Origin of the sequence: Acanthopleuribacter pedis (assembly GCF_017377855.1) — a bacterium.
In the GTDB taxonomy this organism is placed as follows: Bacteria; Acidobacteriota; Holophagae; order Acanthopleuribacterales; family Acanthopleuribacteraceae; genus Acanthopleuribacter; species Acanthopleuribacter pedis.
On the sequence record NZ_JAFREP010000029.1, the window covers coordinates 83496 to 109393 of the forward strand.

Sequence of the window (25898 nt, forward strand, 5' to 3'; positions counted from 1 at the left end):
TGTTTCCTTAACAAATTAAATTGTCATGTGAATCAAAGCTTATGAGATACCAACTCCAAACCCTCGCCATAATTATGCAAATGAAAAGCGCACACTGTTACACCTTTGTGCGTGCGGCGCGTTTGGGTGACCCGGATCGGGTCGAGCGTCAACGGCGTAGTTTGCGCAGTTTGGCCCTCAACCATTCTTTTGCCGGTTATCGGATGCGTGGTCGTGAGAGCGAGGATCACTATCGCCGCCGCATGCGCGCGGAATATGGCACGATTGGCGACGCGATTCGGGTGGAAGAGCGGGTCGGCCGCAATAAACGACCCTACACCGCTTATTCCGGTGTGATTTTTAAAATCGCCGTCGGCGATGCGGCGCTTCACACCGCCTATCTTTCGCTGGTTTATCTGATGCTTGCGCCGGAAGATGTCAACTCCGGTTCGGCACCTTTCCTCGCCGCGCCGCAAAGGCGAAATGCGGTATTCAGATTGCTACGCGATCACTGCAAACAGATCGGCGCGCCGGATCCCTGCTGCAAACAGGATTGGTTTGCCCGCATCCCCCACGGTGCTTTTGCTGTTGCCCTGGATTGGGTGATTGGCAGACGGCCGTATTTGCCTGGTGCTGCACCGGATGCGACAATTCGAGCGGCTTTTATAGCTCGGGTCATGAGGCCGGAGCGGTTGCGGCTCGCGGTTCAGCGTGCCGCCTGGCTTTCACGGCGCGCGCTGATGGTGCGTCCTCTCTCGGCCCAGGCGCCGACGGTGTTGGTGCCCGCGCCCAAGGCGGTTGTTCCGACAACGGGTTTCAAGCCCGTTCCTTTCCGCCCGTTCGAGGAGATCTCTTCGGAAACCAGAGAAGGTTCTTGGTCAGCTTGGTGGCTTTTGGCCGCGGTTGCCCTGTTGCTGCTCTTGATCCCCATGCGAACCGTCGAGCAAGAGAATGAGGTTATTTCTGCTCCTGACGAACAGGCTTTGCGTATTATGCCGCTCTATACACGGCTTAATATAGAGGGGGAAGCACCGCGAAAAACCAGTGGGATTGAACAAGAAAAAATTCCCGATATTGCTTCACCCGATCAGTTAGAACGTTATTTTATTCCAGAGCCGTAGAAAAGAAAAACTCGCGCACCATTAGAAAGGAATCGCGCGAGTTTGTCTGAAAAAACGGCCTTCGGCTAACGAAGCCTGTTGGGCCGGCGTGGTAGCACTGAAGGTGGATTAAATGTCATCTGGAGGCTGTGGATTGTCCCCGGGTACCGGTTTGTTGGGTTCGTCGGAAGTTGGTTCCGCGGCCAAAGAAAGCGCTTCAGCACTTAATTCCACGCTGTCCTGCGAATCCGCCGTTGCTTGGTTTGGTTGCGTTGCCGGGGCGGCCGAGTTTGTTTGGTATTGCAAAGCGGTGGCATTGAATAAATTACCCGCACCTTGGATGGATGTCATGGTTTATCTCCTTGAGTTGTTGCATGCTAAGGACAGGGCTTTTTGCGCGTTAGTTCCATAAAACGGCGAAGAAAATACCCTTTCTCCTCACTTAGATTCGACACAACCGTGTTTTTATAGTGTTCCGGTTGTTCACATTTTTTAATGTAGGCTTCGACCAATGTTGCCCAGGTTGTGGGTTCAATCTCGAGTATTTCGCTCATTTCCTTGGCTTGTTGGATCGAAAATTCAGCTTCTTTTTGCTTTCCCGTTTCATACTGAAAGAAGGCGATGTAGGCACGGGAGTCCACCATGGCACGGCGATCCCCGATTTCCTCATGTTCCAGGAAGGCCAACTGGGCGAAATTGAGCGCAACCGCTTTTTTCTCTTGGGTGTAAGCCGAGATACCGCGCAAGCTGTAGAGATGGCCTTTGTTGACCTTCTCTGAGATCGCCAAAAAGGTTGCGCGTTCGAAATACCGATCCGCTTCTTCAAGATGACCGGCACGTAACTTACCGTTTCCGAGTTGGACCAAAACCTTAAACATGTTGCGTTTGTGTCCCGCTTTTTTGTAGTAAGCCAAGGCTTTTTCCAAGGGCTCTTGCGCTGCTTCAAACTCGCGCATCCAAATTCGGTTTGCGCCCATGAGTGCCCAGCAATGGCCGTTGAATTTGTCGCCCGCGGGTTGTGCGGCAAGTAAATATTCGACCATTTCAATCGATTTATCATTTTCACCCATCATGTACCATGTATACGCTAAACCGTAAAAGCACATGGGATCTTGGGTTTGGAAATGGCAATCGTTAAAGTAGGCGTGGGCTTGTTCCGCGCCATAAGCGTTTGCGATGTCCATGCCTTTTTTAAAAGGCCTTTTCTCGTTTTCATGAAACGGTTCTTGGGCGAACCCAAGTATAAAGAAAGGGCAGAGGACTAAAATAACCCGTCTTAATTTCATCTGCGTTACCTTTCCATCAAGTGATGATGTGATTTCAGTTTGGTCGGTTGCGGCCCCTCACGACCGGTGCACGACCGTTCTAAAGCGAACTTGCGGCTTCTGTTTGCTGTTCCCGAGCCGCCGCGTTTTCAGGAACGCCGCCTTTCGAGACCGTGCTTTTTTCAAACAACGCCACCCCTTCGCCGCTAAACGAAAAACGGTCACCGTCAACCGACGGCAACGAAACGAAGGGTGTTTCCCGAGGTGCCTGGTCAGTCGCCGGTGCGATCCGTGTTGCAAAATGCTCGGTCTGCAAAAGGTTTTGAATCCCGCTCACGCTTCCACCTTCCAAGTGTTGGGGCACGGTGAGCGTGCGAGCCGTTGGCGGCACGCGTATGCAATAAAGCCGATCACCGTGAAACAAAGCCCGAATAGGGATTTGCGTGAAAAAGGACAGGACGAATTTGGAAGGACGGTGCGAAAAACCCTGAGACCTTTGTTAGAAGATTGCTGAGTAAGTATAACACCGAGATTTTTTCGGGGGGTGTCGTTGTTTTCGAGTTTACGGCAATTATTATGGTCAGGGAGGTGCGTGTTGCAGTTAAGTTGTTTGAAAAAAAGTAGTTTATAGGGAGAGCGCCTTTGACGGGGTTGGTGATATTTCCTTTGTGTCGGGAATAATTAAACGTTTTGCATTGCCCCCGGTGGTGCGAATTGGATCTAGCCCACATGACTCACGAGGGTTGGTCGCGAGCCTGTCAAAAACCCTTGTAGCACAAAGCTTGCAACCGAAATTGGGCACAGGCGTAGCAGCCCTACGACGATGGCCGCTTGACCGAGCAAACGCGGTGATAGCTGGTTTTTTGGCTTGCGACGCACAAGGCTGGTGAGCAATGCGGGTTAGACGTGCAGGATGGCCCTTGGGGCGATGCCGAAGCGGTTTTGAAAGAGGGTGGTGAAGGCACGTGCATCGTTAAAACCCACCCGGTAAGCGATCTCGGAAACGGTGCCCACTTGGCTTTTAAGCAAGACCATCGCGGTGGTTAGGCGTTTTTCGCGCAGGTAGAGGGTGGGTGTTTTGTTCGCCATGGTTTTGAAGGTGTGGTTAAAGTCTCGCTCGCTGAAACCCAGCGCGACCGCGAGTGCCACGGTACCAAAGCGCGGATCCGACAGGTTCTTTTCAAGAACGGCGTCCACGTCTTGGAGGAACCGGTCTCTGGCTGAAAAGGGAAGCTCGTCGGCATAGGACGCGCCGCGGGAGCGGACGGTGGGGCGTGATGCGGCGGCAAACTTTTGCGTGGGCGGTTTGCGTCGGGTTCGGGATATGCCGGATTGGGGACCACGTATCCAGCGGCGGGGCAGGGAAAAAACAAAAATGAGGGTGGTCACCGCGCTCAGCACCCACAACCCAATGACAAAACGCGGTAGCGTGGGCGGCGGGGTCGGCTCGGCGAGGGCGGCAAGGTAGTCGTTTTTTTGCGCGGGCTGCTGAATCGCGGTCGGCGCATCGGCATCTTGGAAGCGAACGAACCCATCCAGGTCGGTTTGGGAATGGAATAACAACACACATAGGAGCGGCAGACAAAACTGAGACATGGTGACAAACCCTAATCGGAATTCCAGCGGCGTGGTGAATGGATCGTTACCCCGAAATGAGGGTGGGATCGCGCTGGTGTTTAGGATGTACGCCCTCATGGGAAAAAAGGCTCGGACATATCCTTGTGACCGGCCGAGATGTCCGATTTGGTACGTTGTCTGTCCGATTCGGTCGGACGTTTTGCAGGTTTTATTGGGTTTAGCGGTGGTCTTTCTTGGCAACAGGGCCTGTCCCGACGTTACCGGTCTTGTGAGGTGCCGGCAAATTTGGAGGGGGCCGTGCCGAATTCTTGCGAAAAGACACGCGAGAAATGGTCGGGGTTTTTGAAGCCGGCCGCATAGGCGACTTCCGCCACGGTGCCTGCCTGTTGTTGCAATAAATCGGCGGCGCGCTGCAAGCGCATGGAGCGCAAAAAGGCGGAGGGTGACAGGCCGGTTACCTCGTTGAGTTTGCGTTGTAACTGGCGACGGCTGAGCCCGATCTCCTCGGCAAGACGGGCCACGGAGAAATCGGCGTCGGCCAGGTGGGTTTCGCCCACCTCGCGCAAATGACGCAGCCACTGTTCGTCGGCGGAATCAGCGACAATGCGTTTGGGACCGAGCACCAGTTCTTTACTGTAGCGGTCGCGCAGAGAGCGCCGGGTTTCGATGAGGCCTTCCATTCGCAGGACCAGCTCGGCCATTTCCACCGGTTTGGCCAAATAGGCGTCGGCCCCGAGGGCCAAACCCTCGCGTTTGCTTTGGTCGGACGCTTTGGCGGTGAGCAAAATGACGGGCAGGTGGGCGGTATCCGCCTCGCTCTTAAGCGCGTGGCATAATTCAAAACCGTCCATATCGGGCATGGTCACATCGCTTAGCACCAAATCGGGCGCGTGTTTTTTGACGGCCGCTAGGGCCTCGGCGCCGGTGGCATAAGCCGCGACGCGAAAGCGTCGCGCCAAGTTTTCGGCGAGGTAGGCGCGGAAATCGGCGTGGTCGTCGGCGAGCAGGATCAGCGGTCGCGCGTCGTCCGCGGCTTGCGGTGCCGCCGGTGTTGGGATTGCTACCTCGCGGAGGCTGACCAGTTCGGCGGTTTCCAGAGGGTTGGGGGAGGGGTCACAAGGGTCCGTGTCTTCGACGATTTCCCCGGCCGCAAAAGCGCTTGCCTCCAGGGGGAGGTAAAGGGTAAAGGTGGTGCCGAAGCCGGGTTCCGATTGCAGGGTGACCGTGCCATGGTGGCGTTCGGTGAGTTCGCGAACCAGGGAGAGACCGAGGCCGGTGCCCTGTTGGCCGTTTTTCTCGCGACCAACTTGGTAGAAGCGATCAAATACGCGATTTTGTTCGTCAGGGTCCATACCGATCCCGGTGTCTTTCACTTGGATCACGGCCCAGTCGGCCCCGTTGCGTGGTTCCCGAGCGAGGGCGACCTTGATTTTCCCGCCTTCACCGGTGAATTTGAGGGCGTTGGACAGCAAATTGGCGATCACCTTTTCCAGTTTCTCCGCTTCGAAAATGCCGTGGCGGACGTCCTCGGCGGCGGTGAAACGCAGCGCGATGCCGCGTTGAGCGGCGGCGGGTTCGAAAACCGTGACCATGTTTTGTAGGAAGCGGGTTAGATCGGCGTGTCGGGCGCGTAACGGCATGTGGTGCGCTTCCAGTTTGGCGAGGTCAAGCAGTTGGTTGATCAACCGCAAGAGGCGGTTGCCTTGGTGATGGGCGGCTTCGACCAAACGGGCGTAACCCTCGGGTAAGGGTCCGTGGCGATGGGTTTTTAGGTCGACCAACGAGGGGAGGATCAGGGCCAGCGGGGTGCGTAATTCGTGGGAAATGTTGGCGAAAAAACGGGATTTCAGTTGGTCCTGTTCCACGAGTTCTTGGGCCTGACGTTCGGTGGTTTCGCGTTCGCGTCGCAGGGCTTCGGCTTGTTGGGCCAGATGGCTGTTGGCTTCCTCCAGCTCGCGGGCCTTGGCCAGCGCCAGGTTTTTGCGTTCGTTTTCTTGGCGCAGGGCTTCCGCCTCGGCCGCCACCGCTTTGGCTTCATATTGGGCCGCTTTTAGCGCGGTTTCCGCTTCGCGCTGCTGGTGGTCGGCGCGGGCGCGTGCCAAAACGCGGTTGGCGCGAAAACGGTCTCCTGCAACCAAAAGCAGGATGGCCGCGAGTACAAAGCCGAGTCTCGCCGCCGTGGTTTGCCACCAGGGGGGCAGCACGGTGATCGGGATGCGGAAGGGTTCGTTGCGCCACACACCGTCGGCGTTACGTGCCTTGACCTGGAATTCATAACGGCCGGGTTTGAGCCGTGAGTAGGTCGCGACATTGCCGAGACTGGGTGGGCGCCAATCGCTGTCGTGGTTTTTGAGGAAGGTCGAAAAACTCGGGGGATTGCCCTCGTTGCTGTCGGGGGCGGCGAAATGGAGGGTGATATCGGTTTGGTCAAACGGAAGGGTCACGCCGGTGTCGGTGATCCCCGCCGCGGCGATGGCGAGGGGGCTTTCGAGCCGCCGTTCATCGAAGGCGGTGTGCAGTCCGGTCAGTAGGACCGGGGAGGGGCGGGCCGGCACCTCGGCGGCCTCGGGATCGAAGTACACAAAACCGGGATTGCCGCCGAGGTAAATGCGGCCACTCGGGGCTTGGTAGAAGGTGGTATTGCTGCTGAGCCGGGCTTGGAATCCGGCGGGCAAGCGAAACGAGCGCGGGGTGCCCCAATCTTTTTGTATTTGCCACAAGCCCCCGGGACCGTGCAACCAAAAGGAACCGTCGCGGCTCTCGCCGAGGCTCCAGAGGGACGCGTCGGGCAAGCCGAGATCCCCCGATAGGTTGCGGAACACGGCCGATGCGGGATCATAGCGGACCAAGCCTTTGCTGGTCGCGATCCAAACCAGCGCTTCCGCGTCAAGGTGTAAGCCGTTGATTTGCAGGTCGCGAGGCGTTTCGGCGAGGGGTGGGTCGAAGCGATGGGTGGTGGTATCGAAGCGGAGCAGGGGCTGATCCCTTGCCGCGATATAGATTGAATGGTGACGGGGTTCGGACACCGCGCGGATGATGAAGGGTTGTTCTTCCGCCGGCCAGGGGTAATCAAAACGGCGGGAAAGTCCGCTTTCGGGGTCGAACAGCACCATATCGGCCGTGGTCGCCAGCCATAAGGCGCCGTTGGGGCCGCGACGAATCGCGCGGACGAACAGGTCGACGCGCGCGGGGTTGTCGTTGTTGGGGAAAACCTGTTCAAAGGCTGTTTCGTCTTGGTTGAGGCGCAGCAATCCTTTGCCGAACGCGGCGAGGTAGATTTGCCCGTTTTGCGAACGGTAGAGATCGGTGCTCATGCGGATCGGGGTTGGGGCGGCGTTGTCGGGCAGGTTGGCAAAACTCAGGCTTTGGTTGGTGGCGGGATCCCAGCGTTCCAAGCCGTTAAAAACGGAGCTGATCCACAGGCGACCATTTTCGTCCTCGGCCATGCCCCATACTTGGCGGCCCACGAGGGAATCGGCTCGATTGGCATCCGGGCGCACGGGGTGGAATAGGGCGCGGTGACGGTCAAGCACAAAAATGCCTTGGTCCATGGTGCCGATCCAGAGCCGGCCGCGCGCGCTGAGGGTCATGGTCTGAATGGATTGATGCATCAGGCTGGGCGCGCTTTGTTGGTGGGGGTGTACGTGTTGGACCTTGTTGTTTTCGGGGTCGAGGCGGTACAAGCCGCCGCCGCGCGGATCGTTCAGGGCCAACCAAAAACCGCCGCGCCCGTCGGCTTCCAGCGCACGCACGGCTTTGTCCGAGGGGCCGGTGGGGGTGGGAACGGGGATGGTATCGAGCCGTTGGCGGTCCGCGCTCAACCGGATCAATCGGCTTTGTTTGGCGGGCGCGTGTTCAATGGCAACCCCGGCCCAGATGCGGTTGGTCGCGTCGACCCGGAGCGCGTAGACACCGCCGGCAAAACGGCCCATATCGAGGCCGGACGCGTGGATGTGGTTGTCGAAGGTTTCCCGCTCGGGATCAAACTTTTGCAGGCTGCCGCCGGTGCCGATCCACAACGCGCCGTCCAAATCTTCAACGACCGCGTAAACAATCGCGTGCAGCAGGCCGGAGGCGTTATCGGGTTGTTTTTGGTAAAGGGTGAAGGTTTCCGTTTCGGGATGGAAACGTGCCAAGCCGGACTCGGTCCCCACCCACAAACGGGCGTGGCTGTCGAAATAAAGGCACCAAACCTTGGTTTGCGGTAAGCGTTCCGAGGACCTTCGATTGGGTGGTGGATCTGAGTCCGGCGGGTGGTCGGCGCGGTAGTGTTTGAGGGTGCCTTGCTCGGGAAGGAGGTGGAACAGGCCGATGTCGGTGCCAATCCAAATGCCCGCGTTCGGATCACGGGCCAAGGCAAGGACACGTGCCCCGTCCAACCCTGTTTCCACCGCGCGGGGCGAGGCGTAGCGATGAAGACGTGCGCCGTCGTGGTAGAGCAGGCCGTCGTTGGCGCCGATCCACATCAACCCGGATGCATCCTGGGTCAGCGAAAGTGCCGCGTTGCGGGTGGAGACGTCCCACAGGTTGAGTTGGAAGAAGGCGTCGTCGGCGGCAACGAGTTGGAGCCAGAGGCAGGGGAGCAGGAGGAGCGAGGTCATGGGTGCGAATCCTCGTGAAATGGGTCGAACAGGCGCGAATGATCCAACTGAAGAAGCGCTGATCTGAGGGATTCTGGCTGGAGATGGGGAGCGAAAGGGTTTGGAAAAAGCGAACCGGGGTCGTGCCCGACCGCACCCGTTGGCCCGGAGCTTTTTTACAAGCCGTTGCAGCCCAGAGGTTACGCCAAAATCGCCGCGAGTTATCGCGCTTCTTAGGTCCAAGGTCATTTATTATGTCATCGGAGCAGATGCCGCGCTTCAACAGGTTTTTCACGGTTTTTTACCCTGGGCGTGGCGGGCCGACAAAAGTGGGGGTCCCACTGAATTATTAAAGTTCACCAACGTGGGTCATGGTGGACCTGTTTCTTCGAAGGCCGCTTTGGTGGCACTGAGAACAGAGGCGCGGACACAGCAGTCAGAATGCGTGGCGTAAGCAGGGATGAGACGCCCTGAAAATGGGCCGGGACCACCGACCCAAGCCGTAGTAGAAATGGAAAAAAATCAACCGACGCCATCCTGTGCCCCCCTTGCGGTGATGATGGTTCAGAAACGCATTGGGCTTGGTGCGGGTGGGACCGAGGCGGCTCATAATACGGGGTTCGTTCGTTTCGGCAGCCGCCAAGTGCTCCTCACGCAAGCTGAGTGGGCGTTTAACGCTGTTGTCGCGGAATCATGAGGAATGAGCAGGAAGCCTCAACGGCTCGTCCAGCCAAGGGCGGCAGGCATGCGGGGACGCCGGTCGGGGATGTCCCGCGCCCCGCGACGGCTAAGGTCGGCGACGTCGCGCGGTACCCAAGGCGTGGCTGATCGCGTCGGCACCCCCGTCCAAAGTACCCGCCTTGGGGTTGTCGGGGTCGGATTCGTCGGGGTCGGCCGACTGAATCGCCGTTGCCCGTGCCCGCCTGTTGGTGCCGAGGGCGAAGGCGACGGCGCTGTCGTCGCCGCTCAACCCGGTTTTTGGATCGTCGGGGTCGGGTTCTTGCGGGTCAACTTTGGGCGCGTCGGCCCCGACAGCCTGAATGTGTGGGGCTTGTTCTTCGTTGGGTTGTTCGTGCATGGGGTCTCCTTTGGGTGACGTTGTGGACCTTGGGTCCGGTTGGGGTTGGTCGGGGTCAGGTCACGTCGGCTCGGTGATTCCAAGCCGAAATGTCCAAACCCTTTTGGTTAAACCTCGCCGATTTGGTGCAGGCGGAAGCGTGCTGTTTCTAAGATGCGGGTAAACAGGGTGATGGGTGAATTGGCCAGGTTGATGCGATCCTGGTAGGCCAAACCAAGTAACCTTTCCGGCGAAAAGGCCACGCAGTAGACACGTGGGTGGGCCGCCATGACTTTGTTCACTGTTGCCGCGTCTACCTGATCAAAGAGAATGAGGTCGTAGGCGTCGGGGGTAGGGTTGGTTTGAAAGCTGTCAGGGTCTTGGGTGGCGACCAAGGTCATCCCCCATCGGCGCAGACGGTGCTTGGTCTCGGAGGATACGGCCGAGGACAACAACAGAATCCGTGTTTCGATCACGAGCTTTTCTTGCAAGTTTTGTTTGTCGATTAACGTTTCCAGGGCCTTCCAATCGTCGCGATACTTCCGCTCCATCTCTTTGCGGAGCAGGGTTTTCGCTTTCCAAAAGGCCCCGATGATGCAAAACAGGTTGGCGACGAGCAGGGAATGCGCAATGGCAACAAAGGAGTTCCAAGAAATGACCGTGCGTTCTAGCTTTGCCATTTCTTTTTCGATTTTGGTGTCGAGCTTGGCGTCGCCTAGCCCAAACTGCGTCTCGAGAAATTTTTGCTGCTGGGTTACAGCGGCGAGTTTTTGGTCGAGGGCCGTTAATTTCGCCGAGGCTGCCTGCGCGGTCGGTGTTTCGGGGTTGGCTGGGGTCTGGCTTAACAGGGCGAGGGTCAACAAAAACAACATGGTTTCTCCTGGGATGGGTGACGTCGGCAACAGGGCCGAAACGCGGGGCTTGGGCTGGGCATGAGGCATCGTTCCACCGGCAATAAGGCGCGGGCGAACGCGGGCAGACCACGGCCATGCCCATCACTGACGGGTGTGTGGGGTGTGCCTCGGCCGGCAAAAATGGGGCTGAGAATTGCGGACTAGGGCGGTGGGCCGCTCAGTAGGAACCCGGCCCAGTGGGCGGGGTCGCTGTTTGCGGCGATCATGGCGCGCTGGGCGTGGCGCCAGGCCGTGGTTGGGGTTTGGCCCTGCTGGAGCAGCGCGGTATAGAAATGGGTCATAAAGGTCACGGTGGCGTCGTGGTCGTCAATCTCCCAGGCGGTCATCATCACGTGGGTGGCGCCCGCCGCTAGGAAGGCGCGGCCGGGTCCGATGGGGGTTTCGCCCCGCCAGGTGGCGCCGAGGGCCGTGCGGCAGGCGCTCAAGACAACCAGGTCGACCGGTAAGGACATCGCTTCCAGTTGGTGGCAGCGGAGAATCCCGTTCTCGTCCACCGCGCCGTCGCCCGCGCCCGCATCCGCTGAAAGGGCCAGACCCGACAGCGCTTCATCCTCGTGCAACAAGCCGTGAACGGCGAAATGGAGGAAGGGGCGGCGCTGTCCGGCGGGGTTCGTCAGCCGGGCGGGTGATGCGTTGCGGCCCAAAAACAGCTCGGTGCCCGCGGCCAAGCGACGGATTTCCTCGGCTTCCCGCGCCGACATCGGCAAGGGCTGGAACAGCCCCGCGCCATAGGTTTGGTGCAGGTCGTCGGCGTCCGCAACCACCTGCTCGGGATAAACCGGATCGGCAAACACCGCCCCCGGCAGATCGGCCTTGCCGCGCGCGCGGGCACGACGCAGCAGGTCGACGGCGATGGACGCCGAGGGCAGGTCGACCAGCCGGTGTTCCTCAATTAGGTAGCGGTCGCTGACGGGATGGCGCAGCAGGGAAAAAGGCAGCGTGTGCAAGCCGTCGTCGCGAACAAGCAGCAGGGTTTTACCGGCGACCTCGGCGATCCAAGGTTCCAGCAAGAGTTTGCCCATCTTGCGCGTGAGCAGTTTGGTTTGCACCGGATTGTGGACGGTGACGGCCTGGGCCAAGGCGTCAAAGCCGTTTTGCAGAATGGCGCGCGGCGGCAAGTCATGGACGATAAACGAGGTGGGCCCGATCACCAAGACCCGGCTTTGCGATTTTCCCAGCGCAAACACCACCAGCCGTCGTTGCGGGTTGAGCAATTCGGTGCGAAGGGTGCTTAGGTCGTAGGTCGGCACCGCGGCGAGGGGCGGCGCGGGCAGCGAAAGCGCCAACAGTTGTTCGCGAATCGCCGCCGACAAACGCGCCACCTCGGCCGCATCTCCCACGGCCGCCGCCGCGAGCCGCGCTTGTTCCAAACGGTTAATCCCAGCCCGTGCCGCGGCGCCGGGGTCGTTGTCCCTCGGCCCGGCGTGGATCTGCTCGCGCAAGGTTCGCGCGCGCACCTTTTCCATCAGCGCGAGGGCCCGTTGGCGGTAACCCGCGCTTGGGTCCTCGCGATCCAGCCGGAGCAAGAGGTCGCGCGTCCGGGTGATGAGGGCGAAGCGGTCGGCGATGTAAGGCCGGCTCGTGCGGGGGTGATGCCTGTCGCCGCGCGCCCGGTCCATGGCGGCCAGCGCCGCTTCAAGGTGCGCCAGTTCTTCAAGCGATTGCTCTTGTTTCTTGGCGCGTTCGGCCAGCACCGCGTAACCCTCCGCGACACTTTCGGCGTCACCCAGCGCGTTGAGCGTCGCCAACGGGTTCTCCAGATCAATTTCCCCGAGTCGATCTTGGGCCAGGAAGACCCGCGCCAAGTTGATGCGAACGACCGCCGCGTGGTCCGGCCGCTTGCCGTTGGTTGCGATTGCAAGCGCCTGCAGAAAAACCTGCTCGGCTTCCGGTAGACGCGCCTGCAGGCGCAACACCGTGCCCAGACGGTCGCGGATGCCCACGGTTTTGGCCTCGCCCGCGACCGCCGTTTTTAAAGCCAAAGCGGCACGGATCATGGCTTCCGCCCCGCTGTAATCCTTGCGGCGTTGGCACAACCAGCCCCGTTGCATTAGGATCGAGATGCGCACCGCGGGGTAGGTGCCGTGCTCGTTGAGAAGCTCGGCGCGATCCAGCGCGTCCGCGGCGTCGATCAGCCGGCCGACCACGAACAGCGTCTCCGCTTTCGCAACCAGGGTCTCGGCCGCTTGTTTCCGATCACCAAGGCCTTCGAACCGGGCCGCTGCTTCCGTCAGGTTTTCCAGGGCGGCGACGTGGCGGCAGCGGTCATGGTCGGCGCGACCCATTTGTTTGCGGAGGAAGGCCTGCCACCAGCCGTTGTCGTGCAGCCGGGCCAGGTCGAGGCACGCGCGCAACTGATGTTCGGACCGTTCCGGCTCCCCGTTGAGATGTTCGTGGAAGGCGAGCCGGTTGCCGACGACCATCGCCCAAAAGGGTGCATGGTGCTCGCGGACCAAAACCCAGGCCTCGCGCAACAGGGCGACGGCGCGCGGGCGTTGGGTGGGCGCGACCTTTTCGGCCAGCGCGTAAAGCGCCGCCGCCGTTTGGCGCGGATGTTCGGCTTGGCGCCAAAGCGCAAGGTGTTCTTCCAGTTCAGCCACCGCCGCGGTTGTTTCTCGCTGCTGGAGCTTTTGGGTGAAGGCAAAGGCGCGCAGCGCGCGTTGGAACCCTGGTTCCTCTGAACGCGGGCGATGGGCGGTTAACACGGCGGTCCCGGCAAGGCGGCCGACGGCGGCGATCTCGACCTGGTAAACGCCGTCGCGGTCCGCCTGGAACCACAGCGTTTCCGGTCCGAAGGCGCCGATGCGCTGATTGACGGTTGCCAAGCGTTGACCCTCGCCGTCATGCAAAGCGAGGCGCAGGTCGACCCCGGCCTGTTGCAGGTGCAGCACCAAGGCCTGGCCGGCCGTAAGGGATTGGGTGAAGCGCAGGGTGTCACCGGGCGCCATGGTGACTTGGTGACGGCCCGCGAGGGGTTGGGCCGGCGGCGCGGTTGGGACCGCCGCCGGCGCGCTTGGGGTGCGAACGGAGTTCTCCTGTTCGCAGCCGAAAAACAGCAGCGCGAGCCCGAGCAGGGGCAAAAGGCGATTCATGGGGTGTCTCCGTCCTAGGGATCCATTAGGTGAAGTTGGTATTCGGCAATGATGCGGTCGTCGCCGAGGAGCCGCAAATGCAACACCCCCTGGCTGTACCGGCGCGGTAGGTTGATCATGAAGCTGCGGTCCGGTTGGCGCGCGAGCCCCGTTTCCTGCCAAGCGACCCGCGGTGGATCCCCTTGCAACAACTCGATGCGATAGGTCGTGTGATCCTCGAGATCGTCGGTATTGAGTTGGATGAACAGCGGTTTGTTGGGATCCCGGCTCAACCGGTGAACCGGCACCGCGTTGCGGGCAATCCGGCCGACGGGTTCGAGGCGCGCGAAATCGCTGTCGGCGCGGTGCCGCTCCGGCCAAAGGACGGCCACGGTGACAGAAAGGCCGAGAATCAGCACCAGGGCGACGACCGAGGCAAACGGCGGGTTTCGTTTGGGTGGGGCCTTGGCGATCTTAAGCACCTGGGCGCTGCAAGCGGCGCAGACCACCAAGTGCTCGCGTACCTGCTGCTGCCGTTCGCGGGAGAGCCTGCCGTTGACGTAGCCGAGTAAGTCGGAGAGGTCGGGACAGCCGCCGGTGCTTTGTTTTTTGGCCTCGAGGTAACCCAGGAAGGACGAGGCTTGGGCCGGCGCATCCGGCTCGGGCCGGTGCGTGCCCGTTGATTGCAAGCTCATGCGTGCCACTCCTCGGCCAGATGTTTGAGGGCTTTTTTATACCGACGGTCGACCACGCCGGCTTTGGTTTGGAGCAGGAGCGCGCAGTCCTCGAGCGTGTGGCCCTGCAGCCGCAACACCAGCGCGTGGTTCAGTTCGGGCGGTAACCGCTCGACGCATGCCCACAGCCGTTTGGCGAGGGCTGGGTCTTGGGGCTCGGGCTGCATCAAGATGTTTTGCAGATCGGTTTCGACCGTCCCTTCCGAAAAGGGAACCGTAACCTTTTGCCGTTTTTTGGCCTGGTTGTAGCGTTGCAAACCGCTGATCGTGCTCTTGGCGAGGGTGATCACCCAAGCCTGCATGTTGCCCTCTTCCTCATAGTTGGCTTGCTTCTGAAGGCCGAGGGTCATGGTGTCCTGGGTCAGGTCTTCGCATTCTTCTTGACGAAAATTACGGCGCCGGAAAAACGCCATTAACGTGTTGCGATGTTGGTTGAGTTTTTCCCCAAATTCTTCCGACGCCATGCGCGCGGACACCTCGTTCATTTGAATGTGTGTCATGATTCTACCCCATCGATTGAAATCCGATTGTGATTGATTGAATTAACGCAGGCGCAGGGACGGTACATAGGCACTTTCCGCCGCCACAAACTCGTACAGCTGCACCGCACGGCAGGCGTTCAACCGCATCCCCAAGAACAAAACCATCGCGGAGGGACCGGATAGAAAGAGGTGGATGCGTTTGATGGGGGTATCGCCGCTTTGCGACAGCCCTTTGATGCGGTTGCCGATGTGACGCGCCACATAGCGGGCCACGCCGTGATGGGGAATGCTTTCTCTGCTGGGGCCGTTCAGGGGCGACCATTCCACGCAGGTTTGGTAACCGCGGGGGAAGCGTTCGGGGTGGTTTTTGACGTAAGCCAGCGCGCCTTGGCGGGTGTGGTTGGCCATGGAGATGCAGGCAATAAAATCCTCGGATTCGGGGTGACCCGCGTGAATGGTTTCCGAGAGTTCGGTGGTTTCGCGTTCACCCCGGGCGTGCCACGTCTCGGTTTGGTTTTCGTTGCTCCCGTTGACCTGGTTGAGGCGGATATCCATGGCGCGGGTTTCGTTAAAGATGTAACCCAAGGCGACGGCAATCGATTGGTGCATGCGGCCTTCGAAGGTGAGCGGCAAGGCTTCGGTCAGGTTGCGGGTGAGGTCGGTGAGCTGGGGGTAAATCGTTTGGTCCCAATCAAACCCTGACCTTAGCCGCGGATTTTTGAGACCTTTTCCTTGGAAGTAAGGGGTTAAGTCGAGTACATCGGTATCTTCATCCTGGGTGGTCGGCGGCGTTTCGGCACGAGAAACCACGGCGACGGTTTGCGCGCGTCGGAACAGGCGCCCGTCGGGCAACCGGGTAATCAGCAGTGGGGAGCCATATTCCAGGTCTCGAATACGGCCCTTGGTACCGTCGGCGTTTAACGCGCCGCGGGCGTGTACCATGGCCGTATCGAGTCGATCCCCGCTTGCCAAGCGTTCGTAAAAGGTTTTGATCCAGACGTCTGCGCCCTCGTAGGTGAGCGTAAATTGGAAGGCCGCCACCGCGGGGACCCCGCCCGCGCACAGGGTGGCCGCAAAACCGCCGGCCACATCGCGCCGACTCGCGCGTCCTAAGTAACAAGAGGCCAAGGTGACCAACCGCAAACAATCCATCTTGGGCCGGAGTACCGCCAACAATTCGTGCGCGCTGATGATGGTCGGCTTGCCCCCGTCGCCTTTGCACAAGTGCAGTAATCCCAGTTCGTCGTAAGCAAGTTGGTCTTCAAGTATACCGCGTTGCATTGGCGGTGAGCCGTGTCCGGTAATGTGCAAAATGTGGGGCGCCGTTTCAGCGATGGTGCTTTGCAGTGTCGCCAAGCTGGGCTGATCGAGCACCGTGATTTCAAACTTGGGGTTGTCGTTAAAAACGTCCAAAATCGGTTGATTAAAACGCGTTGCGTCGATTTCCCTTAATTTGGGATTGGGAGTATTGGCGGTAAGCACCAGAATTTTGAGTACCTTCGGTAGCGGGATCGGGTTTGTGTGGCGCGCGTGTTCTTTGGGCACCCAGTGGCGTACCATTGAGATCTTGTGTGTCGTGCACAGAGGGCTAAATTCGCCGGGTGCGATCATGAGTTCCCAGGGGGTTTGGAAAAACCAGTGGCTAAACGCTTCCGCGTTGCAGTTCTCGGCAGGCTGGATTTTTATCCGCAAATTGCCTTCTTCCGCGCGACGACGGTTAAACGCCTCGGCAAAGGTGCCGGAAAAAAAGGTGGTGTACAACGCGTGGCCCAGCGCCTTCTTGCGTGCCTCTCGTTCATTCTGGACTTGCCGCGGGTCCTTCCCGTCTTTTTTTGGTTCTTCATATTGGGTCGCTAATAAAACATCAACCTCGTTCAAAATGGTTTTGAGGACCTCGGGCTGTTCAATTTCCTCCACCAGCGGTTCCTCGAGCGGCCTGGCCAGCGACAGGCGCGTGCGGGTGGGTGACAGCGGGGTCACGGTCACGACAAAGTCACGAAAAAACATGAATGGTTCTCCCTTCCGAATTCATAAATTGGGTTCTGCCCTCATGAAAGGAAGGTTTTGAGGTTTTTTTCGCGTCAACCGTCATTTTTTTTAACAAAAGTTGTCTTCGTTTTTTCGCTGTTAGCATAAGTGTTTATGAATAGGTGGTTTGTGATTTTTCCGGACGATGCTTTTTTTCTACTTTCCCGCCCTCGCTAGGCACCGTGCCCGGGCTCTTTTTCAAAAACGCCGAACAAAAAACGAAAAAAACAACCAAAACATCCTTTCCACCGGGTGAACCCCCCAACCCGGGTTCAATCCCACCCCGGAGGATTTATGTTTTTTTACCAATTCAAGGTGAACGGCATTCAACCTTACATCTTTGCCACCGACCGCTTGCGGGAGATGGTCGGTGCCAGCGCCCTGGTCGATCAACTGACCCGTCGCGACCTGACGCGCGTGATCGAGGCCTTGGGGCTGCCGATCAAAGATGAGGACTTCGCCCGTCGCGCCGGTGGTTCTTTTTTGGTGCAAATCCGCGCGCGTGCCGATGCCGAGGCCTTGCGTGACCTGTGGTCGCTTTATGTCGCCCACAAAGTGCCGGGCCTTGGTTTTTGCCATGCCCTGCACGAGGCCGAACACTACAACGCGGCGACCCGTCGCGCCTTGGACGCCGCCTTACACGACGGCCGTAACCGCCACATGCCACACCTACCCGCGGGCTCACCCCTCGCCAGACGGGCGCCGCTCACCGGTGATCCCGCCGTCGTTTTGAAGCATGGCCGCCTCGCCGACGCGGTCTGTCGCGCCAAACAGGCCGCCGCGGTCGGCGGTGCTTTCCTCGAGGATAAGCTCAATCTCAGTGACGCGGATGATTTGGTTTTTCCGCTGTCCTTTGTGCCGACCGACGATCACAGCAGCGGCGACGCCCTTATTAATGAGCATGAAACCGATCAATACATCGCCGTCATCCACATCGACGGCAACGGGCTCGGCGCGGTTGTCGAAAACTTAAACGCGGCCCTGGCCGAAAACCCCGCCGCCTTTCCCCATTTACCGGCGGCCTTTTCCAAAGCCGTCGAGGACGCGACCCACCGCGCGGCGCGCACCGCTTGCATCGACCTGTTCAAATCCGGTTTGGCCGCCTCAGCCGGCAAGCCCCACAAAAAAGTGGCACCGGTGCGTTTTCTGGTGCTCGGTGGGGATGACGTCACGCTGGTGACCCGTGCCGCGGATGCCTTGGCATTCACCCGCTGTTTCCAAGAAGCCTTTGCGGTCGAAACCCGCGCCGCCTTCGCCAAGCTGTCGGGATTAACCCTGCCGGATCACCTCAGTGCCGCCGCGGGCGTGGCATTTATTAAACCGAAACAGCCCTTCCATATGGCGTACCACTTGGCGGAATCGCTGTGCCAAACCGCAAAAAAAGCGGCCAAAGCCGCCGCCAAAGCCGCGGCCGAAGAAGCGGCCGGCGAAAAAACGGCAAAAGCCGCCGGGCTTGTGGCGGACGCGGTGGTCGCGCCCGCTACTTTGGCGTTCCACCGCATCACCACCGCCATGATCGACGATTGGGAGGCCGTCGTTGCCTTCGAGAAAACCACCCGCGACGGGCACTGGTTGACCATGCAGCCCTATGCCCTTGACGGCGCACCCGATGGACCTTTACCCCATTTGGGTGACCTCTACGACTTGACCGACCTACTGGGGCGCCTGGGACGCGGCCCGGTTCGAGAACTCCAAAAAGCGCTGTACCTGGGTGAGCAGCACACCCGAAAAGCGCAACGCCGTTGGCGCGAAAATTTGGCCAAAAACGCGCCCGATGCCTTGGCCGAGTTGGAACCCTTGTTGCGACGGCTCACCCGTCGCACCAAGGACCAAAAAGGGTGCGATGATCGTCTCCCGCTTTTTGACGCCCAAAATCGTTCACCCGTGGCCGACGCCGTGGCCTTGGCCGCCGTCGGCGATGTGAAGGGGAGGGTTTCATGAGTTGTTTTTTCCTGCATGTCGCCATTGAAAGTTATTGGCACATCGGCAGCGGGCGCGGCGGTGGCTTGGCCGTCGACGCCGTGGTCCACAAAGACGGCGACGGTTTGCCCGAGTTGCCGGGACGCGGTTTGCGTGGGTTGGTTCGCGACGCCGCCCAGCGCGCCGAGGATTGGGGGCATTTGCCCAAAAATTGGACCGCCGCCTGGTTTGGTACCGACACCCGTCATTATCCCAAGGCGGCGAACCAAGAGCCGCGCGACGATGATGCCTTCCGGGTCGACCGCCACCATACGCAAGACGGGCGATTGATTTTTGACAACGCCGTGCTGCCCCGCGCCTTGCGTGACTGGTTGCGCCATGATCCAGACAATTTGCGCGATCATTTCTACCGTCACCTGTACGCCACCGCGCTCGACCCGGAGCGCGGCACCGCGCTGCCAAGAAGTCTGCGCGGCATGGAAGTGGTGGTGCCGCTCGACTTGGTCGCCCCGCTCACGCTGAAGCCCGAGGCACAGGGAAGCGGGGAGGACTTGGTGGCATCACTGCGTCGTTGTCTGCCCTTGATTCGCGGCTTGGGCCTGGCGCGCACCCGCGGTTTAGGCCGTTGTCGGATCACCCTGGAGGTGAAACCATGAGGCAACAATCATTTAATATTGTTCTGGAAAGTGAGATCGCCGTTGGTTCGCCGGGTTCGGTTCACGGGGGCCGCGACAGTTTGGACTATTTGGGCGGGTCACTCCTGCTGGGGGCCGCCGCCGCGCGGCTCTACACCAGGCTCGGTGAAACGGCCTGGACCGTCTTCCACACCGGCAAGGTGCGCTTCGGTGACGGCTTACCCTTGTCGCCAAGTGGGTTGCCGACCGTTCCCGTACCGCCTTGTTTGATCGCGCCGAAACAGGGCGTGACCGACAAGGAGCCTGCCGACAAAGGCGCCACAACCGAGGCGCCTGCCGAAAAGGGCGCTCGAAAAAAAGACCGCCCCGGCAAGGACCCCGAGGCCGATTTTTGGCGCAATGCCGCCTACGAACCACGCCGGCCGGGCTGGAACGATCTCAAGGGTTTTTACCTGAGTCCCGCCGGTGAACGGGTGCGGCCGTGCGCCCATTACCGTCTCAAAACCGCCGTGGATCCCCGTTCCGGTGTGGCCATGGCCCATCAGCTTTACGGCTACCACGGTCTGGCCGCCGGGCAGACCTTCCGCACCGTTTTGGAAGCCGACGACGACGTTCCACCCGCGCTGTTTGATCAGGTCGTTCAGGCGCTGACCGGCACCTTGCGCCTCGGTCGTTCGCGGTCTACCGAATACGGCCGTTGCCGCGTGGTTCCTGTTGCAACGCCGCCGTTCGAAACCGCCGCCCTCCAAGGTGACGGCGTCCTCAATGTGCTTTTGTTATCGGATCTCGTCGTCGAAAATTCAATGGGCGTTCCTTGCCCTCTGCCGCCAGGCGAGGCTTTGGGTTTGCCCGCGGCCTGTCTTGTCCCCGCCCGTTGTTTTGTGCGCCACGGTCGCCATCGCGCCTACAACGGCAAATACCGTGCTTTTGAAGGGGACCTCACCCTGATTCGGCGCGGCTCGGTTTTGGCGTACCAACTCGAAAACCCGGCGGAATTTTCGCCGGCGCAGCCGATCCGCTGCGTCGGCCTCTTTCGGCAACGGGGCTTTGGCAGGATGTGGCTCAACCCGCCCTTTCTCAACAGTGCGGTACCCCAATTTTCCGAATTGCCGACGGTGACCGAGGTCGAGGCCCCGCCCCAGCCCGATCTGCCACTGGCCCATTGGTTGACGGCGCGTGAGGCGACCCGTCACGAGGAAGACCAGGTCCAGAAGGAGGCGGAAGCTTGGCACGAGGAGCTGGTCCGCCTGCTGGAAGCGGCGCGCGTGCGTGGCGGCTTGGCGACCCACACCGCCGTCGGCCCGTCACCGGCCCAGTGGGGACGGATTACCGAGGCCGTTGCCCACGAATTGGCCGGCGTGATGGATATCGCCCGGCTCCACCAAACGTTGTTTGACGACCAAACCGGCATCTGCAAAACGGGTGATCCCGATTGGGATACCAAGGTGCTCCACGACACTTTGGAAAAGCGGCTCGGCCAACCGCCGACGTTCCGAACCTGGCTGCGCGCCAAGCTGGAAGGTGACGCGGCGGTGCAAGCCGATCAAAAGCGCGTTTTGTCCGAACAACGACGCGTCGCCGTGCTCGCGCGCTTCGCACGGGTTGCCGCCGACCGTGCCAAAGAACAACGCATGCTCAAGGAGGGTACGCGATGAATCACTACAGCAATCATGCTTGTTTGTCCTTGGCCAGGCTGGTCGTGGAAACGCGGGTCCCGCTTTCCATCAGCGAAGGGTTCGGCGACGGTCAGGTCGACCACCTGATTGTGCGCGACGCCAATGGCTGTCCCGCCATTCCCGGCAGCTCCTTTGCCGGGGTGTTGCGCGCCCTCTTCCGGCGCGATCACGACGAGGCGACCACCGCCAAATTATTCGGGAGACGGGGTGGTGATCACCTCATTGAGGGGGCTTCGCGGCTCCACGTGTCTTGGGGTTGCCTGCACGACAGCCGGGACCGGCCCGTGGAGGGCCTTTTGCTCGGCGCGGATCAGGCGCGTTTAGAAGACGGCGTCTTGCGCGAGGCCCGCGGTACCGCCCCCGTTAAACGAAGCCGGGTGCGCCTGAATGAACGGGGCTGTGCCGAGGATCAGGGTTTGTTTCACCGCGTCGCCCTGGGCGCGGGTTACCGGTTTAGCATGGAATTGAGCTTGCGCCACGACGGCGAGGCGGATGGAACCTGGCGCAGCCTGTTGGCGCTGTTGGCAAGTCCGGCATTCCGCCTCGGTGGCGGCACCCGCGCCGGTTACGGCGCGTTACGCCTGGTTCGGCTCCATCAAACCACCTTCGATTTTCGCCGTGAGGCCGACCTGTCCCGTTACGCCGCCCTTTCCAATCATCTCGGGGTGGTTGACGGGCTTGATCCCGTGACCATGCCCGCCGCCGAGGCCCCGCTGATCCGGCTGCGATTGGATCCCCAAGAGGGGTTCCGGTTTGGTGGCGGCTTGACACCCCTGCGTGGTGACGCGGCCGTGGATGCCCGTTTGGTGCCCGTTACCGAACGGCGCGTGGTGTGGCGCGAGGGCCGGGGCGCCTTGGGTCCGCGCGAATTGGTGGTACCCGGTTCGGCCGTCAAAGGCGCCTTACGGCACCGCGTCGCCTACCACGACCGCATCCAGCGCGGCTGTTTTGCCCCCGTGGCGGCCTTTGATGCCGATCCCGAAAAAAGCAAGGAAAAGGAACCCGAGCCAGAGGAACTCGTCGATAACCCGGCCGTGCGCGAGCTCTTTGGCGCGGCCGCGGACAGCGACGGCGACGAGGCCGGCGGTCATGCCGGGCGCGTGTTCATCGACGATCTTTACCTTAAACCCGAAACCGTCCACGCCTTGATCCACAACGGGATTGATCCCTTTACCGGCGGTGTGCGGCAGCATGTGCTGTACAGCGAAGAAGTGGTGGCCCAACCGCTCACCCTGACCATCGCCGTGGCCGACGGTGACCGTCTTTCCGACACCACCGCCACCGCTTTGCGTCGCGCCCTAAACGATCTTGTCTCGGGCCGGCTCGCGCTTGGCGCGGGCGGCGGGCGCGGCCACGGTGTGTTCCACGGTGTGATCGAAGGATTTGACCTCGTTTGTCCCAAAGCTGGAGGTACCCCATGAAGATTCAGGAACTCTTTGAAACCATGAACCAAATCGACCCGAACCTTTTGAAACCCGCGGGCTTCAGCGCCGCGCTTTGCGATTTGGCGCAAACCGCGCGCGAGATCACCGACCAGGCCGAGGTCCACCAAGCTTTGATCGCCTATCAAGCGCGCTTTCCCCGGATGCAGGGTTGGTTGTGTCGGCAAAGCGACGTGGTTCAGATCAATGCCGGCCGGTTGCCGGACGCCGCGCCGATTCAGTACGGAGAATTGGCGGGCGACGCGCATCACAGCCTGTTCATGCGGCCCAACGGTTGCGGCGGCTTGCGCTGGATTACCTTGGTGGAGAAGGCGGGTGATCGCTACCTGGCGGTGGCACATCGTCATCTCGGCAGGCCGCGCGCGCCGGATGATCGCGGTCCGGTTCGCAACCTTTTGTACCGCGTCTACTGGGACCGCGGCGATGCATCCTCATCGCGGGGATTTGTCCCCGCCGCAACCCGCTTCACCGGCTTTGAAGGATTGGCGGTGACGCCGTGATGACCCAACGACCCAAACCCGTGCATGCCCCCTACAACTTCGTGCCGCTCTCGGCCTTTATTTACCAACCCGACTGGGCCCCGGCCGTGTGTCGCGACCGACCGTTCCGCGACGGATTGAACGGCAGCTTGCGCTTGCGGCTGGAATGCCACACCCCGCTGTTGGTCGGTGGTCGGCAAGAGCCCGTGCCCGGACAGGCATACAGCATGGTGACGCCTTACCTGGACCACGACGGCCGGCCCGCTATTCCCGGCTCCAGCTTGAAGGGCATGATTCGCAATCTGATGCGCATTGCGTCTTTTGGAAAAATGAACGAGGTGGACGACCGCTGGTTGAGCATCCGCGATCTAACCAATGCCGCGGCAGACATCTACCGCCGGCGCATGACCAACCCCAACCTGACCCCAAAGGTCAAGGCCGGCTACCTCAAACCCGTGGTTGATGGTGATGGTTTCGCTTGGGAACTGACGCCCTGTCAATTCCTGCGTGTCGAACACAAGGATTTGCTCGATTTGGCCGAACGGCGTGGTGTTCCCGACCCCATCGAGCTGCGTGACCGCCAGGGCGCCGTGGCCAAATATGAGCGCTGGTTGCCTGCCTCGCTGGAAACCACCTTCTCGAAACGGCGGGAGCCACGGCAACGGTCCAAGCAGACCACCCAGGAACACGAAAAAGCCCATGATTTGGACGGTGGCGGCATTTCCGGGCGGCTTGTATTTACAGGCCAACCCAATGATGCGCGTCGCAATCAGCGCAAAACCAAACATCTGGAGTTTGTCTTTTACGAACCCGGCAAGCCGCTGATCGTCGACGAGCGCGTCATGCGCGCTTTTTTGCACATTCACGGCGAAACCGAGGAATGGCGTTTTTGGGAGCAACGCTTCGATGAATATTTAGGCGTACCCGTGTTTTATTTGGCTGAGGCCGGCCAACCCACGGAAATCGGCCTAACCATGATGTTTCGCCTCGCCTACCGCCACAGCATCGGTACCGCGCTCGACCACACCCATTTCGGCCATCGTGATCCGGCGACCCGCGACTTGGCGGCGCTGGTGTTTGGCGACGCCAACGAAGGCGACGACGGTTTGGCCGGGCGTGCGTCCTTTGGCACCGCGCGTTTGCTCGGCGAACGGCGCGATCTCTCGCCAATCCTCACCATTTTGAATGGACCTAAGCCGAGCTACTTTCCGGCATACATCGATCAAGATCACAACGCGGAAGGGCTGGTTTCGTCTTACCGCACCCTGATGGACGAAGAGGCCGAATTACGCGGTTGGAAGCGATACCCGGCCCGATCCCACATCGGTGGTTTTGAGGCGAATTCCGCCGGTTTGGGGAGAGACGACGGCGACAAAAACGACAAGGTCAAAACCAGGCTGCACCCGCTGGCCGCCGGCGCCGTGTTCGAGGGGCAGTTGCGCTTGCACAACCTGCGACCGGTCGAACTGGGCGCTTTGTTGTGGTGTTTGACCTGGGGCGGGAACCCCGATTTGCGTCACGGCCTGGGCATGGGCAAACCCTTCGGTTTGGGGTCCGTCTCGATTTCCGTTTTCTCGGATGAGGGGGCTTTGACCCGCAACGACGGCGGTCCGGTGCCCGACGCCGAAACCTGCATCCGCCTCTTCACCGAGGAAATGGAGCGCGCTTACCGCGCCGCCGTCGTGGAAAACGGCAAGGCGGATGAAGCCGTCCGTGCCCGTGCCGGTTGGGCTGAAAGTGAACAACTGGTGCAGTTGATCGCCATGGCCGACCCGGCCCGCGCGCCCGGACAGCCAGGCTCGTTGAGGCACATGGACTTGCCTCAATTCCTCAAAGCGCGTGGTCCCAGAAAAGGGGACCCGTGCGCTGCCTTGCTGCCTTATGCACCCTTCGCCGGCATCGCCGACCGCGACCTCTTCCATCGTTGGACCCGCAAGCAATGGGACGACGCCGAGGCCGCCCGCATCGCCGCCGCCGAACATGCGAAAGCCGAGGCCGAACGCGCCGCCGCCGAGGCCGCCAAATCACCCTTGCAACGCCGACTGGACGCCGATCTCGCCGGCCCCGACGCCGAGCAACAGGCGACGGCCTGGCTCACCAAAGCCAAGGCGCTTGGCCCGCAAGAGCAGGTCGAGGTGGGACAGATCCTGCGCGCCTTCTACCAAGCACGCGACAAAAAGTGGTTTGGCAAGCTCAGCCAAAAACAAAAGGTGAAGGTGGCGGCCGTCAAAGCCTTGCTCTCGGCGGAGGAGGGACGCGATGTACCAGAGTGAGATCTGGGTAACCGGCGGTTTCCGCAACCCTTACGGGGTCCACCAGGCCGTCTGGCGATTGTTTCCCGGTTCCGCGGACACGCGCCGTGACTTTTTGTACCGGCTGGAAGCACGGGATGCGGCGGGGCGGGTCCGGCTGTTGGTTCAATCGCTGCGCCGGCCGCAAAGCGGACCCTTGGCCCAGGTCGCCAAGCTCGAAACCCTCGCCCTGAGCGAGGCTAGCAAAGCGGGTCGCCGTCGCTTCGTGCTGGTTGCCAACCCGGTGCGCACCCATTCGCGCCGCGCCGCGGGACACCGCCACGGCGCCCGCCGTCCCCTGACCGAGCCCGAGGCCCGCGAGCGTTGGTTCGCCCGCAAGGTCGCCGGCGCCGCCGAGGTGGTCACCCTCCGATCCCAGGTTTTACCGCCGATCCGGTTCCGCAAGCCACGCGAGGATTTCCGCCGCGGCTGTATTCAGCCGGTGCTGTTCGAAGGCGTGGTGGCCGTGACCGACGCAGCGCGTTTCGCCGACCTGTTGTGTAACGGCATCGGCCCGGCCAAGGGTTTCGGGTGCGGTTTGCTGACCGTCACACCGGCCCCGGCCGTCGCGGTTGAGAACCTGCCGCGCGGCGCCTGACGGCGTTCCCTCGAGGGCGTGGCTTCGGCCGCGCCCAACCTGTGACAAGGCATCACGGGGCCTGTTTCC

Annotated in this window: 18 protein-coding genes; 8 read left to right on the forward strand and 10 right to left on the reverse strand. The window is 60.8% G+C overall.

What is annotated here, in order from left to right; all coding sequences use genetic code 11:
• Positions 1-281: 281 nt before the first annotated feature.
• On the forward strand, positions 282-1100 hold the full coding sequence (locus J3U88_RS25975; protein WP_207861926.1) for a hypothetical protein: 819 nt from the start codon (positions 282-284) through the stop codon (positions 1098-1100).
• Between the two features lie 108 nt (positions 1101-1208).
• Here the strand turns inward: J3U88_RS25975 and J3U88_RS25980 are convergent, their stop codons facing one another.
• The 10 genes from J3U88_RS25980 to J3U88_RS26025 all read right to left on the reverse strand — a co-directional run bounded on the left by J3U88_RS25980 (position 1209) and on the right by J3U88_RS26025 (position 16767).
• Positions 1209-1430: a hypothetical protein gene (locus J3U88_RS25980; protein WP_207861927.1), complete on the reverse strand. Its 222-nt coding sequence runs from the start codon at positions 1428-1430 to the stop codon at positions 1209-1211.
• Positions 1431-1456: 26 nt separating this feature from the next.
• On the reverse strand, positions 1457-2263 hold the full coding sequence (locus J3U88_RS25985) for a hypothetical protein (protein ID WP_207861928.1): 807 nt from the start codon (positions 2261-2263) through the stop codon (positions 1457-1459).
• Between the two features lie 981 nt (positions 2264-3244).
• Positions 3245-3940 carry a helix-turn-helix transcriptional regulator gene (locus J3U88_RS25990; protein ID WP_207861929.1) on the reverse strand — a complete coding sequence of 232 codons (696 nt, stop codon included), beginning with the start codon at positions 3938-3940 and terminating at the stop codon, positions 3245-3247.
• A 239-nt stretch (positions 3941-4179) separates the two neighbouring features.
• Positions 4180-8523, reverse strand: a complete 4344-nt coding sequence (locus J3U88_RS25995; RefSeq protein ID WP_207861930.1) for an ATP-binding protein — start codon at positions 8521-8523, stop codon at positions 4180-4182.
• A 766-nt stretch (positions 8524-9289) separates the two neighbouring features.
• Positions 9290-9580, reverse strand: a complete 291-nt coding sequence (locus J3U88_RS26000; RefSeq protein WP_207861931.1) for a hypothetical protein — start codon at positions 9578-9580, stop codon at positions 9290-9292.
• Between the two features lie 107 nt (positions 9581-9687).
• The gene (locus J3U88_RS26005) at positions 9688-10431 is read right to left on the reverse strand and encodes a hypothetical protein (protein ID WP_207861932.1); all 744 of its coding nucleotides are present in this window, start codon (positions 10429-10431) and stop codon (positions 9688-9690) included.
• Positions 10432-10613: 182 nt separating this feature from the next.
• Positions 10614-13565, reverse strand: coding sequence for a CHAT domain-containing protein (locus J3U88_RS26010; RefSeq protein ID WP_207861933.1), 2952 nt, complete (start codon positions 13563-13565; stop codon positions 10614-10616).
• Between the two features lie 14 nt (positions 13566-13579).
• On the reverse strand, positions 13580-14239 hold the full coding sequence (locus tag J3U88_RS26015; protein WP_207861934.1) for an anti-sigma factor family protein: 660 nt from the start codon (positions 14237-14239) through the stop codon (positions 13580-13582).
• Entirely contained in the window at positions 14236-14778 is a 543-nt protein-coding gene (locus tag J3U88_RS26020; protein WP_207861935.1) for an RNA polymerase sigma factor, read from the reverse strand. The genes J3U88_RS26015 and J3U88_RS26020 overlap by 4 nt, the downstream gene beginning before the upstream one ends.
• 42 nt (positions 14779-14820) lie before the next feature.
• On the reverse strand, positions 14821-16767 hold the full coding sequence (locus tag J3U88_RS26025) for an SAVED domain-containing protein (protein WP_207861936.1): 1947 nt from the start codon (positions 16765-16767) through the stop codon (positions 14821-14823).
• Between the two features lie 315 nt (positions 16768-17082).
• On the opposite strand from J3U88_RS26025, the gene J3U88_RS26030 reads away from it, so the two are divergent.
• From J3U88_RS26030 to cas6e, 7 genes are read left to right on the forward strand one after another with little or no spacing between them, the layout of a single operon-like run.
• On the forward strand, positions 17083-18729 hold the full coding sequence (locus tag J3U88_RS26030; protein WP_207861937.1) for a Cas10/Cmr2 second palm domain-containing protein: 1647 nt from the start codon (positions 17083-17085) through the stop codon (positions 18727-18729).
• Complete coding sequence (locus tag J3U88_RS26035) at positions 18726-19364, forward strand: RAMP superfamily CRISPR-associated protein (protein ID WP_207861938.1); 639 nt, start codon at positions 18726-18728, stop codon at positions 19362-19364. The genes J3U88_RS26030 and J3U88_RS26035 overlap by 4 nt, the downstream gene beginning before the upstream one ends.
• Positions 19361-20998 (forward strand): hypothetical protein, encoded by a 1638-nt coding sequence (locus J3U88_RS26040; RefSeq protein ID WP_207861939.1) that lies wholly within the window; start codon positions 19361-19363, stop codon positions 20996-20998. Before J3U88_RS26035 ends, J3U88_RS26040 begins: the two co-directional genes overlap by 4 nt.
• Positions 20995-22440 (forward strand): RAMP superfamily CRISPR-associated protein, encoded by a 1446-nt coding sequence (locus J3U88_RS26045; protein WP_207861940.1) that lies wholly within the window; start codon positions 20995-20997, stop codon positions 22438-22440. Before J3U88_RS26040 ends, J3U88_RS26045 begins: the two co-directional genes overlap by 4 nt.
• A complete protein-coding gene (locus tag J3U88_RS26050) occupies positions 22437-22961 on the forward strand; it encodes a hypothetical protein (RefSeq protein ID WP_207861941.1) in 525 nt (174 codons plus the stop codon). The genes J3U88_RS26045 and J3U88_RS26050 overlap by 4 nt, the downstream gene beginning before the upstream one ends.
• On the forward strand, positions 22961-25213 hold the full coding sequence (locus J3U88_RS26055; protein WP_207861942.1) for a TIGR03986 family type III CRISPR-associated RAMP protein: 2253 nt from the start codon (positions 22961-22963) through the stop codon (positions 25211-25213). The genes J3U88_RS26050 and J3U88_RS26055 overlap by 1 nt, the downstream gene beginning before the upstream one ends.
• Entirely contained in the window at positions 25200-25829 is a 630-nt protein-coding gene (gene cas6e, locus J3U88_RS26060; RefSeq protein ID WP_207861943.1) for a type I-E CRISPR-associated protein Cas6/Cse3/CasE, read from the forward strand. The genes J3U88_RS26055 and cas6e overlap by 14 nt, the downstream gene beginning before the upstream one ends.
• The last annotated feature ends 69 nt before the right edge of the window (positions 25830-25898 follow it).

What these genes read in the sequence shown, in the direction of transcription:
- J3U88_RS26045 (WP_207861940.1), top strand. Translation starts at nt 20,995, where the DNA reads ATGAATCACTACAGCAATCATGCTTGTTTGTCCTTGGCCAGGCTGGTC.
- J3U88_RS26050 (WP_207861941.1), top strand. Translation starts at nt 22,437, where the DNA reads ATGAAGATTCAGGAACTCTTTGAAACCATGAACCAAATCGACCCGAAC.
- J3U88_RS25985 (WP_207861928.1), bottom strand. Translation starts at nt 2,263, where the DNA reads ATGGACATCGCAAACGCTTATGGCGCGGAACAAGCCCACGCCTACTTT.
- J3U88_RS26015 (WP_207861934.1), bottom strand. Translation starts at nt 14,239, where the DNA reads ATGAGCTTGCAATCAACGGGCACGCACCGGCCCGAGCCGGATGCGCCG.
- J3U88_RS26010 (WP_207861933.1), bottom strand. Translation starts at nt 13,565, where the DNA reads ATGAATCGCCTTTTGCCCCTGCTCGGGCTCGCGCTGCTGTTTTTCGGC.
- cas6e (WP_207861943.1), top strand. Translation starts at nt 25,200, where the DNA reads ATGTACCAGAGTGAGATCTGGGTAACCGGCGGTTTCCGCAACCCTTAC.
- J3U88_RS26035 (WP_207861938.1), top strand. Translation starts at nt 18,726, where the DNA reads ATGAGTTGTTTTTTCCTGCATGTCGCCATTGAAAGTTATTGGCACATC.
- J3U88_RS26055 (WP_207861942.1), top strand. Translation starts at nt 22,961, where the DNA reads ATGACCCAACGACCCAAACCCGTGCATGCCCCCTACAACTTCGTGCCG.
- J3U88_RS25990 (WP_207861929.1), bottom strand. Translation starts at nt 3,940, where the DNA reads ATGTCTCAGTTTTGTCTGCCGCTCCTATGTGTGTTGTTATTCCATTCC.
- J3U88_RS26040 (WP_207861939.1), top strand. Translation starts at nt 19,361, where the DNA reads ATGAGGCAACAATCATTTAATATTGTTCTGGAAAGTGAGATCGCCGTT.
- J3U88_RS25980 (WP_207861927.1), bottom strand. Translation starts at nt 1,430, where the DNA reads ATGACATCCATCCAAGGTGCGGGTAATTTATTCAATGCCACCGCTTTG.
- J3U88_RS26030 (WP_207861937.1), top strand. Translation starts at nt 17,083, where the DNA reads ATGTTTTTTTACCAATTCAAGGTGAACGGCATTCAACCTTACATCTTT.
- J3U88_RS26000 (WP_207861931.1), bottom strand. Translation starts at nt 9,580, where the DNA reads ATGCACGAACAACCCAACGAAGAACAAGCCCCACACATTCAGGCTGTC.
- J3U88_RS25995 (WP_207861930.1), bottom strand. Translation starts at nt 8,523, where the DNA reads ATGACCTCGCTCCTCCTGCTCCCCTGCCTCTGGCTCCAACTCGTTGCC.
- J3U88_RS26025 (WP_207861936.1), bottom strand. Translation starts at nt 16,767, where the DNA reads ATGTTTTTTCGTGACTTTGTCGTGACCGTGACCCCGCTGTCACCCACC.
- J3U88_RS26020 (WP_207861935.1), bottom strand. Translation starts at nt 14,778, where the DNA reads ATGACACACATTCAAATGAACGAGGTGTCCGCGCGCATGGCGTCGGAA.
- J3U88_RS26005 (WP_207861932.1), bottom strand. Translation starts at nt 10,431, where the DNA reads ATGTTGTTTTTGTTGACCCTCGCCCTGTTAAGCCAGACCCCAGCCAAC.